This window comes from Pseudomonas sp. Pme6b, from assembly GCF_058129925.1.
Genome location: NZ_CM176704.1, coordinates 3,516,956 through 3,530,632, shown reverse-complemented (window position 1 = coordinate 3,530,632; position 13,677 = coordinate 3,516,956). Strand labels below are relative to the sequence as shown.

Annotated in this window: 11 protein-coding genes, 1 pseudogene and 2 riboswitches; of the genes and pseudogenes, 3 read left to right on the top strand and 9 right to left on the bottom strand. The window is 59.5% G+C overall.

Annotation, left to right across the window (positions count from 1 at the left end; all coding sequences use genetic code 11):
- Window positions 1-6: 6 nt before the first annotated feature.
- The gene (locus tag AC4ANE_RS15915; RefSeq protein ID WP_002553246.1) at window positions 7-1,311 is read right to left on the bottom strand and encodes a leucine-rich repeat-containing protein kinase family protein; all 1,305 of its coding nucleotides are present in this window, start codon (window positions 1,309-1,311) and stop codon (window positions 7-9) included.
- A 79-nt stretch (window positions 1,312-1,390) separates the two neighbouring features.
- Window positions 1,391-1,936: a TetR/AcrR family transcriptional regulator gene (locus tag AC4ANE_RS15910; RefSeq protein ID WP_002553247.1), complete on the bottom strand. Its 546-nt coding sequence runs from the start codon at window positions 1,934-1,936 to the stop codon at window positions 1,391-1,393.
- A 106-nt stretch (window positions 1,937-2,042) separates the two neighbouring features.
- Between AC4ANE_RS15910 and AC4ANE_RS15905 the strand changes: the two are divergent.
- Window positions 2,043-3,271, top strand: a pseudogene (locus AC4ANE_RS15905) (MFS transporter).
- Between the two features lie 34 nt (window positions 3,272-3,305).
- Here AC4ANE_RS15905 and AC4ANE_RS15900 read toward each other — a convergent pair.
- The 3 genes from AC4ANE_RS15900 to AC4ANE_RS15890 form a co-directional block, all read right to left on the bottom strand.
- Window positions 3,306-4,442: a M14 family metallopeptidase gene (locus AC4ANE_RS15900; RefSeq protein ID WP_031594742.1), complete on the bottom strand. Its 1,137-nt coding sequence runs from the start codon at window positions 4,440-4,442 to the stop codon at window positions 3,306-3,308.
- A gap of 100 nt (window positions 4,443-4,542) precedes the next feature.
- Window positions 4,543-5,076 carry a sigma factor-like helix-turn-helix DNA-binding protein gene (locus AC4ANE_RS15895; RefSeq protein WP_002553251.1) on the bottom strand — a complete coding sequence of 178 codons (534 nt, stop codon included), beginning with the start codon at window positions 5,074-5,076 and terminating at the stop codon, window positions 4,543-4,545.
- Between the two features lie 493 nt (window positions 5,077-5,569).
- A complete protein-coding gene (locus AC4ANE_RS15890) occupies window positions 5,570-6,037 on the bottom strand; it encodes an Lrp/AsnC family transcriptional regulator (protein WP_002553253.1) in 468 nt (155 codons plus the stop codon).
- A gap of 184 nt (window positions 6,038-6,221) precedes the next feature.
- Here AC4ANE_RS15890 and AC4ANE_RS15885 point away from each other — a divergent pair, with 184 nt between their 5' ends.
- Window positions 6,222-9,707 (top strand): indolepyruvate ferredoxin oxidoreductase family protein, encoded by a 3,486-nt coding sequence (locus AC4ANE_RS15885; RefSeq protein WP_002553254.1) that lies wholly within the window; start codon window positions 6,222-6,224, stop codon window positions 9,705-9,707.
- Window positions 9,708-9,791: 84 nt separating this feature from the next.
- Here the strand turns inward: AC4ANE_RS15885 and cobM are convergent, their stop codons facing one another.
- From cobM to AC4ANE_RS15865, 4 genes are read right to left on the bottom strand one after another with little or no spacing between them, the layout of a single operon-like run.
- On the bottom strand, window positions 9,792-10,541 hold the full coding sequence (gene cobM, locus AC4ANE_RS15880) for a precorrin-4 C(11)-methyltransferase (RefSeq protein WP_002553255.1): 750 nt from the start codon (window positions 10,539-10,541) through the stop codon (window positions 9,792-9,794).
- Window positions 10,542-10,573: 32 nt separating this feature from the next.
- Window positions 10,574-11,023 carry a cobalamin biosynthesis protein gene (locus tag AC4ANE_RS15875; RefSeq protein WP_005731779.1) on the bottom strand — a complete coding sequence of 150 codons (450 nt, stop codon included), beginning with the start codon at window positions 11,021-11,023 and terminating at the stop codon, window positions 10,574-10,576.
- A complete protein-coding gene (locus AC4ANE_RS15870) occupies window positions 11,001-11,708 on the bottom strand; it encodes a CbtA family protein (RefSeq protein WP_002553257.1) in 708 nt (235 codons plus the stop codon). The genes AC4ANE_RS15875 and AC4ANE_RS15870 overlap by 23 nt, the downstream gene beginning before the upstream one ends.
- A 10-nt stretch (window positions 11,709-11,718) precedes the next feature.
- Window positions 11,719-11,904 (bottom strand): CbtB domain-containing protein, encoded by a 186-nt coding sequence (locus tag AC4ANE_RS15865; protein ID WP_002553258.1) that lies wholly within the window; start codon window positions 11,902-11,904, stop codon window positions 11,719-11,721.
- Window positions 11,905-11,999: 95 nt separating this feature from the next.
- Window positions 12,000-12,213, bottom strand: a riboswitch (cobalamin riboswitch).
- 58 nt (window positions 12,214-12,271) lie between these two features.
- Window positions 12,272-12,494, top strand: a riboswitch (cobalamin riboswitch).
- A 115-nt stretch (window positions 12,495-12,609) separates the two neighbouring features.
- On the opposite strand from AC4ANE_RS15865, the gene cobW reads away from it, so the two are divergent.
- Window positions 12,610-13,674: a cobalamin biosynthesis protein CobW gene (cobW, locus tag AC4ANE_RS15860; RefSeq protein ID WP_002553259.1), complete on the top strand. Its 1,065-nt coding sequence runs from the start codon at window positions 12,610-12,612 to the stop codon at window positions 13,672-13,674.
- Window positions 13,675-13,677 lie beyond the last annotated feature (3 nt).

Sequence of the window (13,677 nt, the reverse complement as noted above, 5' to 3'; positions counted from 1 at the left end):
AGCGCTTTACGCGCCCCATGCTTTTATCTGTAGAAGAATCTCCGCCAGTGACGGTCGTCGCTGGCAATCAGTCTGTACGCAACTCGCCTGAAGCGCCCTTAGCCCCTCGATGACGTTCTGGTTCTGCTCATCTGCATCGCAACGCTCCAGCAATTCTCCCAGCAAGATACCGAATGCCCGTGTTTCGATGCGCTCCAGCGCCTTTCCCTGTACCGCTGACGGGTGAAACGACGCCGCGCCGAAGTCGCTCAGCAGGCAGTTGCCATCTTCCTGCACAAGAATGTTGTGGCCATAAAGATCGCCATGCGTGATGCCGTTGGCATGCAGGTGCGCAGTGACCGACGCGATGCCTTCGGCGATACGTAACAGTACCGGCAGCGAAAAGCGTGTTTCGCGGGCATAGACATCGCGGGTGCAGGACTCCAGGCTCGGCGGCCCGGCAAGATTGCCGAAGTCGGGCGCTATCAGTTCCATGACCAGACCACGCTGTTGATCGGGATGCCCGCTGATTTGCCCGAGCACCTCGATCAGGTTGGCGTGACGGCCAGCGGCGATGCAGGCGGCCATTTCATTGAGCGGTGAGCCATCGCTGGTGACACTGCCTTTGTACAGCTTGACCGCCGTCATTCGCTCATTGTTTGCGTGCTGCCAGAGCGCCTGCTGAATGATCCCGGAAGCGCCTTCGCCCAAGCGCTGACCGATGCTCAACTGATGCCACGGGATCTGACGGATCGGCTCGGCACGGTGCTCGGCGCACAGTGGATTGTCGGCATAGGCAAGCCATGCCAGGGCAGGCAGGCTCAGCAGCCAGTCCGGCAGCTCGGTCAGGCGATTGGCCGCAATGCGGATCAGCTCCAGTTTGTGGCAATCAGCGAGGGTCGCGGGCAGCGTACGCAAGCGATTGCCAGCGAGCATCAGCTTTTGCAGGTCCGGGCGACGGCCCAGTTCATCAGGCAGGTACTCGATACAGTTATCGGTCAGTATCAGCCAGCGCAGGCGCGGTGGCAGTGCTGCGGCGCTGACCTGTTCAATGCGATTGGCCTTGAGGCCGACAATCTGCAGCTGCTGGCATTGGCCGATGCTTTCCGGCAGGTGCGTGAACGCGTTGTCTGACGCGAACAGCACGCGCAGCCGGGTAAGGCGGCACAGGTCGTCAGGCAGCGAAGTCAACGAGTTGCCGCTGAGGTTCAATACTTCCAGGGTGTCCGCCAGGTCGAATATCTCGACCGGGAATTCGCTCAGGCCGCAGGAAAGGTCAAGCCGTTTGATACCTGCCAGCTTGCCGGCGCGTAGATCTGCGAGGGTGTGCATGAATAGGCTCGGTCATTGATATCGGACAAGGCGCGCATCATAACGGGAGTTTCAGCCACTGACTGCAGCAAGTGTTGCCTCAGCTCAGGCAGCGCTCGACCCATTGACGCACGCGTTCGGGCGTGGGGGCCGATTCGGAATACAGAATCCGGTAGATCATCGGCGCAACGATGGCATCAATCAGGTCATCGGCGGTCGGCGAGGCTTCGCCGCGAGCCGTCGCACGATCAATCATCACCTGCAATTGCTCACGGACCATTGCCGCGCACCTGCCGACACAGCCAGAGGTGCTGGCGACCACATCGCGCATCAGGGCTCGACCTGGAGTCGATGACATTTCGTCGAGATACATTTCGCTCCAGGTCAGCAGGTCCTGGTGCAGACTGCCTTGATCTATTGGCGCATCAGGGCGCAGATGCTCAATGGCGGCGTCTGCCAGCAAGGTGGTCAAGTCACCCCAGCGGCGATAAATGGTCGACGGCGTAACGCCCGCCCGGAGCGCGATCATTGGCACGCTGAGCGCCGAACGATCATGCTCCAGCAACAAATCGCGGACCGCGCGGTGAATGGATTCCTGCACTCGGGCGCTGCGGCCTCCGGTGCGTACTGCTTCTTTGATAGCCATACGGCGGACCTTAACACAAAGTATTTGCTTTAAGCGCTCCTGCGTCGCACACTCCGCAAAAGCTAATTTATGGCTTTAACAGGTTGCATTGGCGGAGAGCGTATTCATGTCCCTTCCTTCACAAGGTTCGACGCTATCAGACCTCAAGTCTGATGGCCGGGCGCGAAGCCATCTCGGGTTTCTGGCCTTCACTACACTGTGCTTCTTTGCCGCGTCCAGCACACCCACGCCGCTTTATCACCTGTATCAGGAGGCATGGGGCTTCTCGTCCGGCGTGCTCACCCTGATTTTTGCAGTGTATGCATTCAGCCTGCTGGCCGCCTTGCTGATCGGTGGCTCGTTGTCTGATTACCTGGGGCGGCGTCCGGTGATTTTCGGTGCCTTGCTGCTGCAAATCGTTTCGATGTTGCTGTTCATTTTTGCCAGCGATGTTAGCTGGCTGATGGCCGCGCGTCTGTTGCAGGGGTTTGCTACAGGACTTGCTGCCAGTGCATTGGGGGCTGCCTTGCTGGACAGCGATTCAGTCAAAGGGCCGCTGATCAACAGCATCTCGCCCATGCTCGGCATGGCGGTGGGGGCACTGGGCACGGCACTGCTGGTGCAGTTCGCGCCGTTGCCACTGGTGCTGGGTTACTGCTTCCTGTTGGCCGCCTTTGTGGCGCAAGCGATTTACCTTGGCCGAGTGGAAGAAACCGTCAGCCGCCAGCCAGGCGTCTGGCAATCCCTCAAGCCATCGCTGCACGTTCCGCAGCAGTCGCGGCGCATGTTATGGCTGGTACTGCCGGTGGATATAGCAGCCTGGGCACTGGGCGGTTTTTTTCTGTCGCTGAGCCCATCCTTGCTGGCAGCGGCGACTGGCTTGAACTCGCCACTCAACGGTGGCCTGGCGGTTGCGGCGCTGACGCTCAGTGGCGCGCTGGCGATTCTGAGCTTGCGTCAGCGCGAGCCGGTGCTGGGATTGTGGGTAGGCGCAAGCTTTTTGCCGCTCGGTGTGGCGGTCATTCTACTGGCGGTCAACCTTGGCATGTTGTGGCTGTTCTTCGTCGGTGCCGTGGTGGCGGGCATCGGTTTCGGATCAAGTTTTCTGGGCGCACTGCGGATGCTCATGCCAACCGCGCATGCCCATGAGCGGGGAGGGCTGATGTCAGCCTTCTGGTACTCAGCTACCTGGCCTTCTGCATACCGGCACTGGTTGCCGGATTCTTTGCCCACTCGGCAGGGCTGGTGATGACCAGCAATGTCTACGGAGCAGTGGTGATCACGCTGGCATTAATCGCATTGGCGAGTTTGATCGTACGCCGTACAGCCAGCAAAAACAAAAATGCCCACGTTTAAGTGGGCATCTCGGCTTGCCGACAGGCGGGAGTCTTCAGCGCAGGTCGTTAACCATCTCGGCCAGCACGGTCAATACATCCCCGGCCAGTTGCGCCGAGCGTTCGCCTGACCATCCTGTTACCGGGTCCGGCGCGTTATCGTGGTCCTTGAACGGCATCTCCAGCGTCAGCGCCAGGCATTTATAGCGTTCGCCCACGGCATTTGCCGCCAGGTTCACATTGGCCTGGCCGGGCGCGCTGCGCGGGTAGCCGTAGACCGTCTGGAAGCTGTCGCTAACCTCGCACAGACGGCTGCGAAAGCGCTCTTCAAGCTGGCGTTGATGCGCGGTGTACCCCGGGTTGCCCTCACACGCGGCGGTGAATACGTAGGGGATTTCCTCGTCACCGTGCACGTCGAGGAACATGTCCACGCCGTATTTTTCCATCTGCTGCTTGATGAAAAAGACTTCCGGGCTTTGTTCTTCAGTGCTGTCCTGCCACGCGCGGTTGAGATCCTTGCCGTTGGCATTGGTACGCAAGTGGCCATGAAAGGCGCCGTCCGGGTTGACGTTAGGCACCAGATACAGGTTCGCGTTGGCGAGTAATTGCTGCAGCACTGCGTCGTCTTTTTGCTGAAGGCGTTCGATCACGCCTTCCATGAACCATTCAGCCATGTGCTCGCCGGGATGCTGCTGGGCAATCATCCAGATCTTGCGCTTGCCTTCGGCACCGTCACCTTTGCGCAGCAGCTGAATATCACGACCCTCGACACTTTTGCCGACAGCCAGCAAGTGTGCGCCGGCCTTTTCCTGTGCCTGTTCGATCAGCCGGTCATGGCGCTCACGGCTGTAGGGTTCGAAATACGCAAACCAGACCTGCGGTTGGTCAGGCGCAAGGCTGAAGTTCAGTGCCTTGCCGTCAAAACCGGACGGCACCCGAAACCAGCTCTGCTGGTCGTAGGACGCTACGGCGTTGTAGCCGGTCCAGGCATTGTTGAAGGTGGACTCGCTGGCATTGGTCAGGCTGAAACCATAGGTTTGGCCGACGTTCAGGCCGTCAGCCTTGAAATGAAACCACTGGAAATGCGCGCTTTGCGTGTCTGGCCGGATCGCCAGGCTTATATGCGCGGGGTCGCTTGCGTCGAGAACCTGAATATTGCCACTGTCGAAATCTGAACTGATCGTGAGGGTCAAGATAGGTGCCTGCTTACGTAGATGCCTTTTCAGGCCGCTACTGTACACCGATCAACCGGGCACCTTGCGACGTAAACTTCATCGCAGCGGTCATCCTGTGTCAAGAAATAGCCTCGGCGGTGACCATCAGGCTGCAGATGAATGCCGTCAGCAGGCACCACACCAGATAGGCACGTCGCTTGCGCCGATGCCAGCCGGACGCACCGAGCAACAGGGCGGGTGCCTGCAACTGGCGCCACATGCGCTCGCTGTTCTGGAACGCTGAGAGGTGTGCAGCATCGGCGTCCAGCCAGTGGCGAAATTCGATGCGTTCACTGGCCGTTGCAGCAGGGCTCTGCAAGTGCGCATACCAGCGGCTGGCCTGGTCCTGAATGGCACGGCTGTCATCGGTGCTCTGAAGATGTGCCTTGCCCAGTGCGCGAAGCATCGCGCGCTCTACCCGGGCGATATCGACATCCATGAAACGGGCGATGTCGGCATACGCCAGACCGTCGAGCCGACTGAGCAGAAATATCTGCCGGGTACGGCGCGAAAGCTTGCCAAGCCGGTGGCCGAGTTCGATGACCTGCGGCGCGGGTTGCGGCTCAGGCAGGCGGGCGGGGAGGTGCAGCAAAGAAGGGAGCTGATTACTCATGATGTATCGCTCGCTGATCTTCCATGGGGATTGTTCCTTGCAATGACAGGCATCGTCCGTGACAAGAGTAGACTAGTGAATGCGAGAATCATTCTCAAGTGAAAAGTTGCAGCATTTACTTTTTATATGCCTTATCCGGGCATTTTCGCTGCAAAAACATGACCCGTATCAGGGTTGCTTTGCTATGATCTGCGCCATTGCTACACACCTGCGCAGTACCCAGACTTCATTAGCCTGAAGCAGCGAAACCAAAAGAAAGAACCAAAAAAAGACCCGGCAAAAAGCCGGGTCAAAAACCGTGATTAGCCTGATGAGGAGATAATCAGGAAGCCGACCTAAGACTTCCAGGTTATCCAGCGGATCTCGCGACCCGCTGATTCAATAATAATCATTATCATTTGCAAGTCAAATGTTTTTATTGCCCTCATCGACCCAGATAATCCGCCAGCGCCTGCTCGACGGATTTTTCTTTTTCGGTCCCACCCTACACCCTCTAGTCCAGCGGCAACTCCGTGGTGCGTTTCACCGTGCTCATGGCAATGTTCGAATGGGCCTCATGTACGTGCGGCAACTGCAGCAAATGATCGCGCAGGAAGCGCTCATAGCTGGCGATGTCCTGGGCAACCACCTTGAGCATGAAATCCATCCCCCCGGCCATGGTGTAGCACTCCAGCACCTCCGGGTGGCCGATGATCGCTTCTTCGAATTCGGCCAGATAGCGCCGGCCATGGCCCGACAGCTTGACCTCGACAAACACGGTCATGCTCAGGCCGAGCTTCTGAGTGCTGAGCAGGGCGACAGTGCGTTCTATCACTCCGTCTTCCTGAAGCCGGTGGATGCGCCGCCAGCAGGGCGATTGCGATAACTCGACCCGTTCGGCGATTTCTGCCGCCGACAGGCTGGCGTCATGTTGCAGTAGACGAAGAATCTTGCGATCGATGGGGCTCAATTTAGGCTGCATGAATTGACCTTGTTTTTTGTTCTGGTCGAAAAAAGCATGCTCAATATCAGCAGATTTGCACGCATTTAGAAAGAAAAAGCCTCTTTGCTGCTGGCAGTCTAATGGCAAGGCTGCCGGGTTGGACCGTCCCTGCGCAAAAGCCTGACACCTATAAGAACAAGACAAGAACAAGAGAGGTATCCGCATGTCTCTGGCTGATATTCGTCTGGATGATAAATACCGGCTTGCCACCGGTAATCTGTACCTGACCGGCACACAGGCCCTGACTCGCCTGCCGATGCTGCAAAAACAACGTGATGAAGCGCAGGGCCTGAATACCGCCGGTTTTATTTCCGGCTATCGCGGCTCGCCGTTGGGCAATCTGGACAAAAGCCTTTGGGACGCCAAAGACTACCTGCAACAAAACGCCATCCATTTTCAGCCGGGCATCAACGAAGAACTGGCGGCTACGGCCGTCTGGGGCAGTCAGCAGGTCAACCTGTTCCCCCACGGCAAATACGATGGCGTGTTTGCCCTCTGGTACGGCAAAGGCCCGGGCGTGGACCGTTGCGGGGATGTCTTCAAGCACGGCAACTCGGCAGGCGTTGCAGCCAATGGCGGTGTGCTGATTCTTGCGGGCGATGACCACGGCTGCAAATCATCGACCATTGCCCATCAGAGCGAACATGCGTTTATCGCTTCGATGATCCCGGTACTCAACCCCAGCAATGTTCAGGAAATTCTCGACTACGGCATCATCGGCTGGGAATTGTCGCGTTACAGCGGTTGCTGGGTGGCGATGAAGACCATTGCCGAGAACGTGGATTCTTCAGCCGTGGTCGAGGTTGACCCGTTGCGGGTCAAAACGCGCATTCCGGAAGATTTCGCACTGCCGGAAGGCGGTTTGCACATCCGCTGGCCGGATCCGCCGCTGGCCCAGGAAGCGCGGCTCAACACCTACAAGATCTACGCGGCCAGGGCCTTCGCGCGTGCCAATCAGCTCAACAAGGTGGTTATCGATTCTGCGCAGCCCAGGCTGGGCATCATTACTACCGGCAAGTCCTATCTGGATGTGCGTCAGGCGCTTGAAGAGCTGGGTATCGATCAGGAGCTGTGCGACCGGGTCGGGATTCGCGTGCTCAAGGTCGGCATGAGCTGGCCGCTGGAACCGGTCTCGGTGCACGACTTTGCCGAAGGGCTGGACGAAATTCTGGTGGTCGAGGAAAAACGCAGTGTCATCGAAGATCAACTGACCGGGCAGCTTTACAACTGGCCCGTGGACCGCCGCCCGGTGGTGGTCGGTGAGTTCGATGAACAGGGCCGTTCACTGCTGCCGAACCTCAGCGAACTGACCCCGGCGATGATCGCCAGGGTCATCGCCAAGCGTCTTGCTCCGTTCTACAGCAGCCCGCAGATCGAGGCACGTCTACAGTTTCTCAGCGACAAGGAGCAGGCGCTTCAGGCTCCGCTGTTCAACACCCAGCGCACTCCGCATTTCTGTTCCGGCTGCCCGCACAACACGTCGACGCGTGTGCCGGAAGGCAGTCGCGCCCTGGCCGGGATCGGTTGCCATTACATGACCATCTGGATGGATCGGGAAACCGATACCTTCACCCAGATGGGCGGCGAGGGCGTGACCTGGATCGGTCAGGCACCGTTCACCGAAACACCTCACGTCTTCCAGAATCTGGGCGACGGCACGTACTTTCATTCCGGGCATCTGGCGCTGCGTGCAGCCGTGGCCTCCAAGGTCAATATCACCTACAAGATCCTCTACAACGATGCTGTTGCCATGACCGGTGGCCAGCCAATCGACGGAATACTGCGCGTCGATCAACTGAGCCGCCAGGTGTTCAACGAGGGCGTGCAGCGTATTGCGCTGGTCTCCGACGAGCCGGACAAGTACCCGAGTCGACAGAATTTCGCGCCGATTACTACCTTTCATCATCGGCGTGATCTGGACAGCGTGCAGCGCGAGCTGCGTGAGTTCAAAGGCGTATCGGTGATCATCTACGATCAGACCTGCGCGACTGAAAAGCGCCGCCGTCGCAAACGCGGCACCATGCCGGATCTGGAAAAGCGTGCGTTGATCAATCCGGCTGTATGTGAAGGCTGCGGCGACTGTGGGGTTAAATCCGGTTGCCTGTCTGTGCTGCCCAAGGAAACGGCTCAGGGCCGCAAGCGCGAAATCGATCAGAACGCTTGTAACAAGGATTTCAGCTGCGTAGAAGGTTTCTGCCCAAGCTTCGTCACCGTGCATGGCGGCAAGCTGCGTAAGCCGGCATTGCCCAAGCAAGTCGAGGCGTTCGCTCGCTTGCCCGAACCTGTACTGCCGTCGCTGGAGCGACCGTTCAATATTTTGTTGCCGGGGGTTGGCGGAACAGGCGTAACCACCGTCGGTGCGATGCTGGGTTATGCCGCGAATCTGGAAGGCAAGGGTTGCAGCGTGCTCGATCAGGCCGGGTTGGCACAGAAATTCGGCCCGGTGGTCAGCCACATCCGTATTGCAGCGCGTCAGCAGGATTTGTTCGCGGTGCGTATCGCGGCTGGGGAGGCGCATCTGTTGCTGGGGTGTGACCTGCTGGTAGCGGCCGGGCCGGATGCGATTGCCAAGCTCGACAGCAAGATTTCCCACGCGGTGGTCAACAGCCAGCAAACGCCGACTGCCGAGTTTACGCGCAACCCGGATGCCGTGTTTCCGGCCGAGGCCATGAAGCAGACTATCATCGAGTCGGTCGGCGCTGCGAAGACCCACTTCGTCGAAGCCACATCGCTGGCCACCCGGCTGATGGGCGACAGCATCGCCAGCAACCTGTTCATGCTCGGTTACGCGTTTCAGCTGGGCCTGATTCCGCTGACCTCGGCGGCCATCGAAAAGGCGATCGAACTCAACGGGGTGGCGGTCAATCTCAATCAGCAGGCGTTTCTCTGGGGCCGTCGTACCGCCCATGATCCTGCGGCGGTCGAAGCCTTCGTCAATCCGCAGCAGAAGGTCAGCGAGCCGCAGCAGCCAATGGACCTTGATCAGCGTATTCAGAGCAATGTCGAAACCTTGAAGGCGTATCAGAACGGCGCCTATGCCAAGCGCTATGTGGAGTTGCTGCAACGTGTGCGCGATACCGAATCACGCGTGTTTCCCGGTCAGCAGCCGATGCTCTCTGAAGCGGTTGCGTTCAACTATTTCAAATTGCTGGCCTATAAGGATGAATACGAAGTGGCACGGCTGTACAGCAACGGCGAGTTTACCCGCCAGCTGGAAGCGCAGTTTGAAGGCGATTATCGGCTGGAATTCCACTTGGCCCCGTCATGGTTGGCAAAACGCGATCCGCACAACGGCCTGCCGCGCAAACGCAGTTTCGGCCCCTGGATGCTGCGCGCCTTCAATGTATTGGCGAAATTCAAATTCCTCCGTGGCACAGCGCTTGATCCTTTCGGCCACAGCCTTGAGCGCAAACAGGAGAGGGAGCTGATTGACGGTTACGTGCGTGACATCGAACTGATTCTTCAGCACCTGCAAGCACAGAATCGCCATACCGCCTTGAACCTGGCACGTCTGCCGGAGCGAATTCGTGGTTATGGCTATATCAAGGAGAGCGCCATGAAAGCGGCTGCATTGCAGGCCGACATTCTGCGCAAGAGCCTGGAAAGTGGCGAAGTGGTTGCACCGAAGTTGTACGAGGCGGCTGCCTGACGGGGAGATGCTTCGCATCGACTGGTCGCAGCGACCGGGGGTGATCCGCTGTGTTCAGCGCCGGGAGTACCGCCTTCGCCAATATCAGCTCGGTCTGAACAGGTGTGCATGCCCGGCGCGGTACAGCGAGGAGTCGCTGAACGTGTCGTCGGCAAGCACACGTCCGACCAGAATCAATGCAGTGCGACGAAAGCCTTTGGCCTGCACTTTGTCGTGAATGTCCGCCAGTGTGCCAACTGCCCAGTCCTGATCCGGCCAACTGGCGCGGTGCACCACGGCAATCGGGCAATCGGCTCCGTAATGTGGAACAAGCTCGTCGACAATCCGCTGCAGGTTGTTTACACCCAGATGAATCGCCATGGTTGCCCGGTGACTGGCCAGACTGGCCAGCTCCTCGCCGCTGGGCATTGAGGTCTTGTCGGCATAGCGAGTCAGAATCACGCTTTGCGACACATCCGGCAGGGTCAGCTCGACGCCCAGCAGCGCAGCGCAGGCAGCGGTCGCGGTGACGCCGGGAATGATTTCGAATGGAATACCCAGTTCCCGCAGATGGCGGATCTGCTCGCCGATGGCGCCATACAGGCTCGGGTCGCCGGAATGCACACGAGCAACGTCCTGGCCCTGCGCATGCGCGGTCTTTATCAGCTCAATGATCTGCTCCAGATGCAGCTCGGCGCTGTTGGTCACCTGCACGGCCTGATGGCCCTCCAGCACGGCGAGCGGCATCAGTGAGCCTGCATAGATAATGACTGGGCATGTGCGAATCAGGCGTTGCCCCTTGACGGTGATCAGCTCGGGATCGCCAGGGCCGGCACCGATGAAATAGACAGTCAATGAATTCTCCGGAGTGGATGAGCGCGGGGAGATTATCCGCTGTGTGCAGGGCTGATTGCCAAGGCAAATGTGGCGTTGGCGCTTTTTTGCCGTTCGATCAGCAGGGTGGCGGTGCCGTCTCCCAGTTGCGCGGCCAGCGCCAGTGCCGAACCTTCGGCGACACCGTGACAGCCCGTGGTCTGGAAGACCTGCGCAGAACGATGGGTGAGGTGCAGCTCCCACGCAACCAATTGCGCTGCGTTGAAGAACACCAGCGGCACTGCCAGTTGCGCGGCCAGTTCAAGCAGGCCCGGTTCCTGGTCTTTCAGGTCGATACATGCCAGCGCAGTGACGCTGGCAATCTCCAGGTCGATCACGCGAAGGCTGTTCTCGATCAGCTCGCGCAACGTCGCTGCGGAGCAACCGCGCCGACAACCCAGCCCGGCCACCAGTGACGCGCCGGGCTGAACGGTCGGTGAATCAGGCCTGATGCAGGTCGGCATCGTTTCTGCGGAACAGCCAGGCACTGATCAGCCCCATCGCGACCCAGAACAACGCGTTGGTCAATAGCGAGGCGATCATGAATTGCGATTCCAGAGCTTTGGGTGCCATGCTCTGATGGACCAGCGGCTGTGGTGCGCCGATCACGTGAGGAACGACCAGAATCGCCACGCCCAGCACTTTTAGCAGCCAGTTCTGACCAAATACCAGCAAGGCCAGCCCGGCGGCAGTCGATGCGGCCGTACCTATCCACCAGGCCTGACGCTGACTCAGTTCGGCGGCAGCTGTGCCGGGCAATTCAGGTGGCAGGCCAAGCGTGGGTGCCAGCACAAAAACCGCGAAACCGGCCAGCCCCCACCATACGCCTTGCACCGTGCGGCCCGGCGCACGCAGGGTGTAAAGCCCGGCAAGCATCAGGGCGAAGCCTACTGCGACCACCAGGTTGCCGCCCGTGGTGGACAGCACGCGCTGCCAGCCGTTTTCAGGTTCCCAGGCAGCTTCTTCATGCGCATGACTGTGTTCGGCAGTCGCGCCGTCAGCATGCTCATGGACCTGTTCGGCAGATGCGTTTTCGTAAGTTTCGGCCTGCTGGATCAGTGGCACCACCCAGAAGCTTTGCAGCACGGTCAGCAGCAGGGCCGCAAGCAGGCCCGTGAACCCGGCAGTTTGTGCGATTCGCTTGAACATTGTGGAGTCCTTAATGGCAAGGAAAGGCAGCGCTGTGACGTGTATCGTGTGCGGCGTTGTGTACGGCCGCGATGTGCGAGAAACCGGCGAAGTACACCAGACATGCACCCAGCAGCGCAGCGCTGATGGCGGCTGTCAGGCGTTGAGTGCGTGTGGAGCTGGTAGTGGCGGCGTGGCTGCTGCTGATGGTCGACATGGCGATCCCTCTTGGTGATTGGCAAGCGGGCCACGCGCAAAGGAACCTGCCGGCAGACGCCGAAGGTTTCAACTGCGCCCGCCCACCGCGGGTTTGTCATTCAACGATGTCGGGCCGGTCTCCGGGCTCGCGAGGGGCTCAAACGTCGCGCGTTCAAGGCCTGCAAGGTCACCTTCCCATGCCGTGGCACAGTGGATAAGACCTTCTCTCGCTTACCGTTGCGGGGGCAGCACCGGACTTGCTCGACAGCGTGAGCGCACCGGTTTCCCGTTTCACCCCGTGAGGGGCACCCGAAACAAGGCGTACAGGAGAGCATGGGCGGCGGGGAATCGTCAATCTGAACGATTGACCTGTCTGCGGTCACTGCGTAGCCTTGCCGGTTCGAGGTTCTCCATGCGTAAAGCGTTACACATGGAGCTAAGACGGGAATGCGGTACACGCCGCAGCTGCCCCCGCAACTGTAAACGGTGAGGTTCATTGCACAGCCACTGCTACGGCGGGAAGGCGCGATGAATGCGTGTCGGCACGGTCTTGATTGCCTGCCACATGCCGCCGTGAGCCAGGAGACCTGCCTCGAACCGGGCTGACCAAAAGGCCTGCGAATTCTCACTACAACCGGGCGGGGTGATCCGGTGGCGATCCGATCCGTGTGCCAGGCATGCGGTTCTCGTCCTGTTTGCCCGCCGCATTGCCAAAGGGCACCTGATGAAAACACTGGCCAAGCTTCCCGTCACCATCGTCACCGGCTTCCTCGGCTCGGGCAAAACCACCCTGCTGCGGCACATGCTCGATAACGCCGAAGGGCGGCGCATCGCGGTCATCGTCAATGAATTCGGTGAACTGGGCATCGACGGAGAAATCCTTAAGCAGTGCACCATCGGTTGCACCGAAGAAGAGGCCAACGGCCGGGTATATGAGCTGGCCAACGGCTGCCTGTGCTGCACGGTGCAGGAAGAGTTCTTCCCGGTCATGCGCGAGCTGGTCGCTCGCCGTGGCGATCTGGACCACATCCTGATCGAAACCTCGGGGCTGGCATTGCCCAAGCCGCTGGTTCAGGCTTTTCAGTGGCCGGAAATTCGCAACGCCTGCACGGTCGATGCGGTGATCACTGTCGTCGACAGCCCTGCGGTATTGGCCGGTACGTTTGCTGCGTTCCCCGATCAGGTCGATGCGCAGCGCAAACTCGACCCGAATCTGGACCATGAGTCGCCTCTGCACGAGCTGTTCGCTGATCAACTGGCCAGCGCCGATCTGGTGATCCTCAACAAGGCCGACATGATCGACGCCGAAGGTCTGGCAGCGGTGCGTGCCGAAGTTGCCGAAGAACTGCCGCCAGCCGTCAAGGTGATTGAAGCCAGCAGCGGTCGTCTGCCGATCAGCGTACTGCTGGGTGTTGGCGCCGAGTCCGAGCTGCACATCGATGGTCGCAAGACCCACCATGATCATCACGACAATGACGATCATGATGACCACGATCACGATGCTTTCGATTCGATTTCCCTGAAATTGCCTCAGGCCGATGAAAAGTTGTTGCTCGACGCACTGAATCAACTGGTCGTGCAGCACGGCATTCTGCGCGTGAAGGGCTTCGCGGCCATTCCCGGCAAGCCGATGCGCCTGCTGATCCAGGGTGTGGGTACGCGTTTCGCCAAGCACTTCGACCGCGCCTGGCGCGCCGACGAAGAGCGTGCCACGCATCTGGTGCTGATTGGTCAGGAGCTGGATGCCGTGGCCCTGCAAGCGCAGCTCAACGCTGCAGTTGTCGGCTGACCC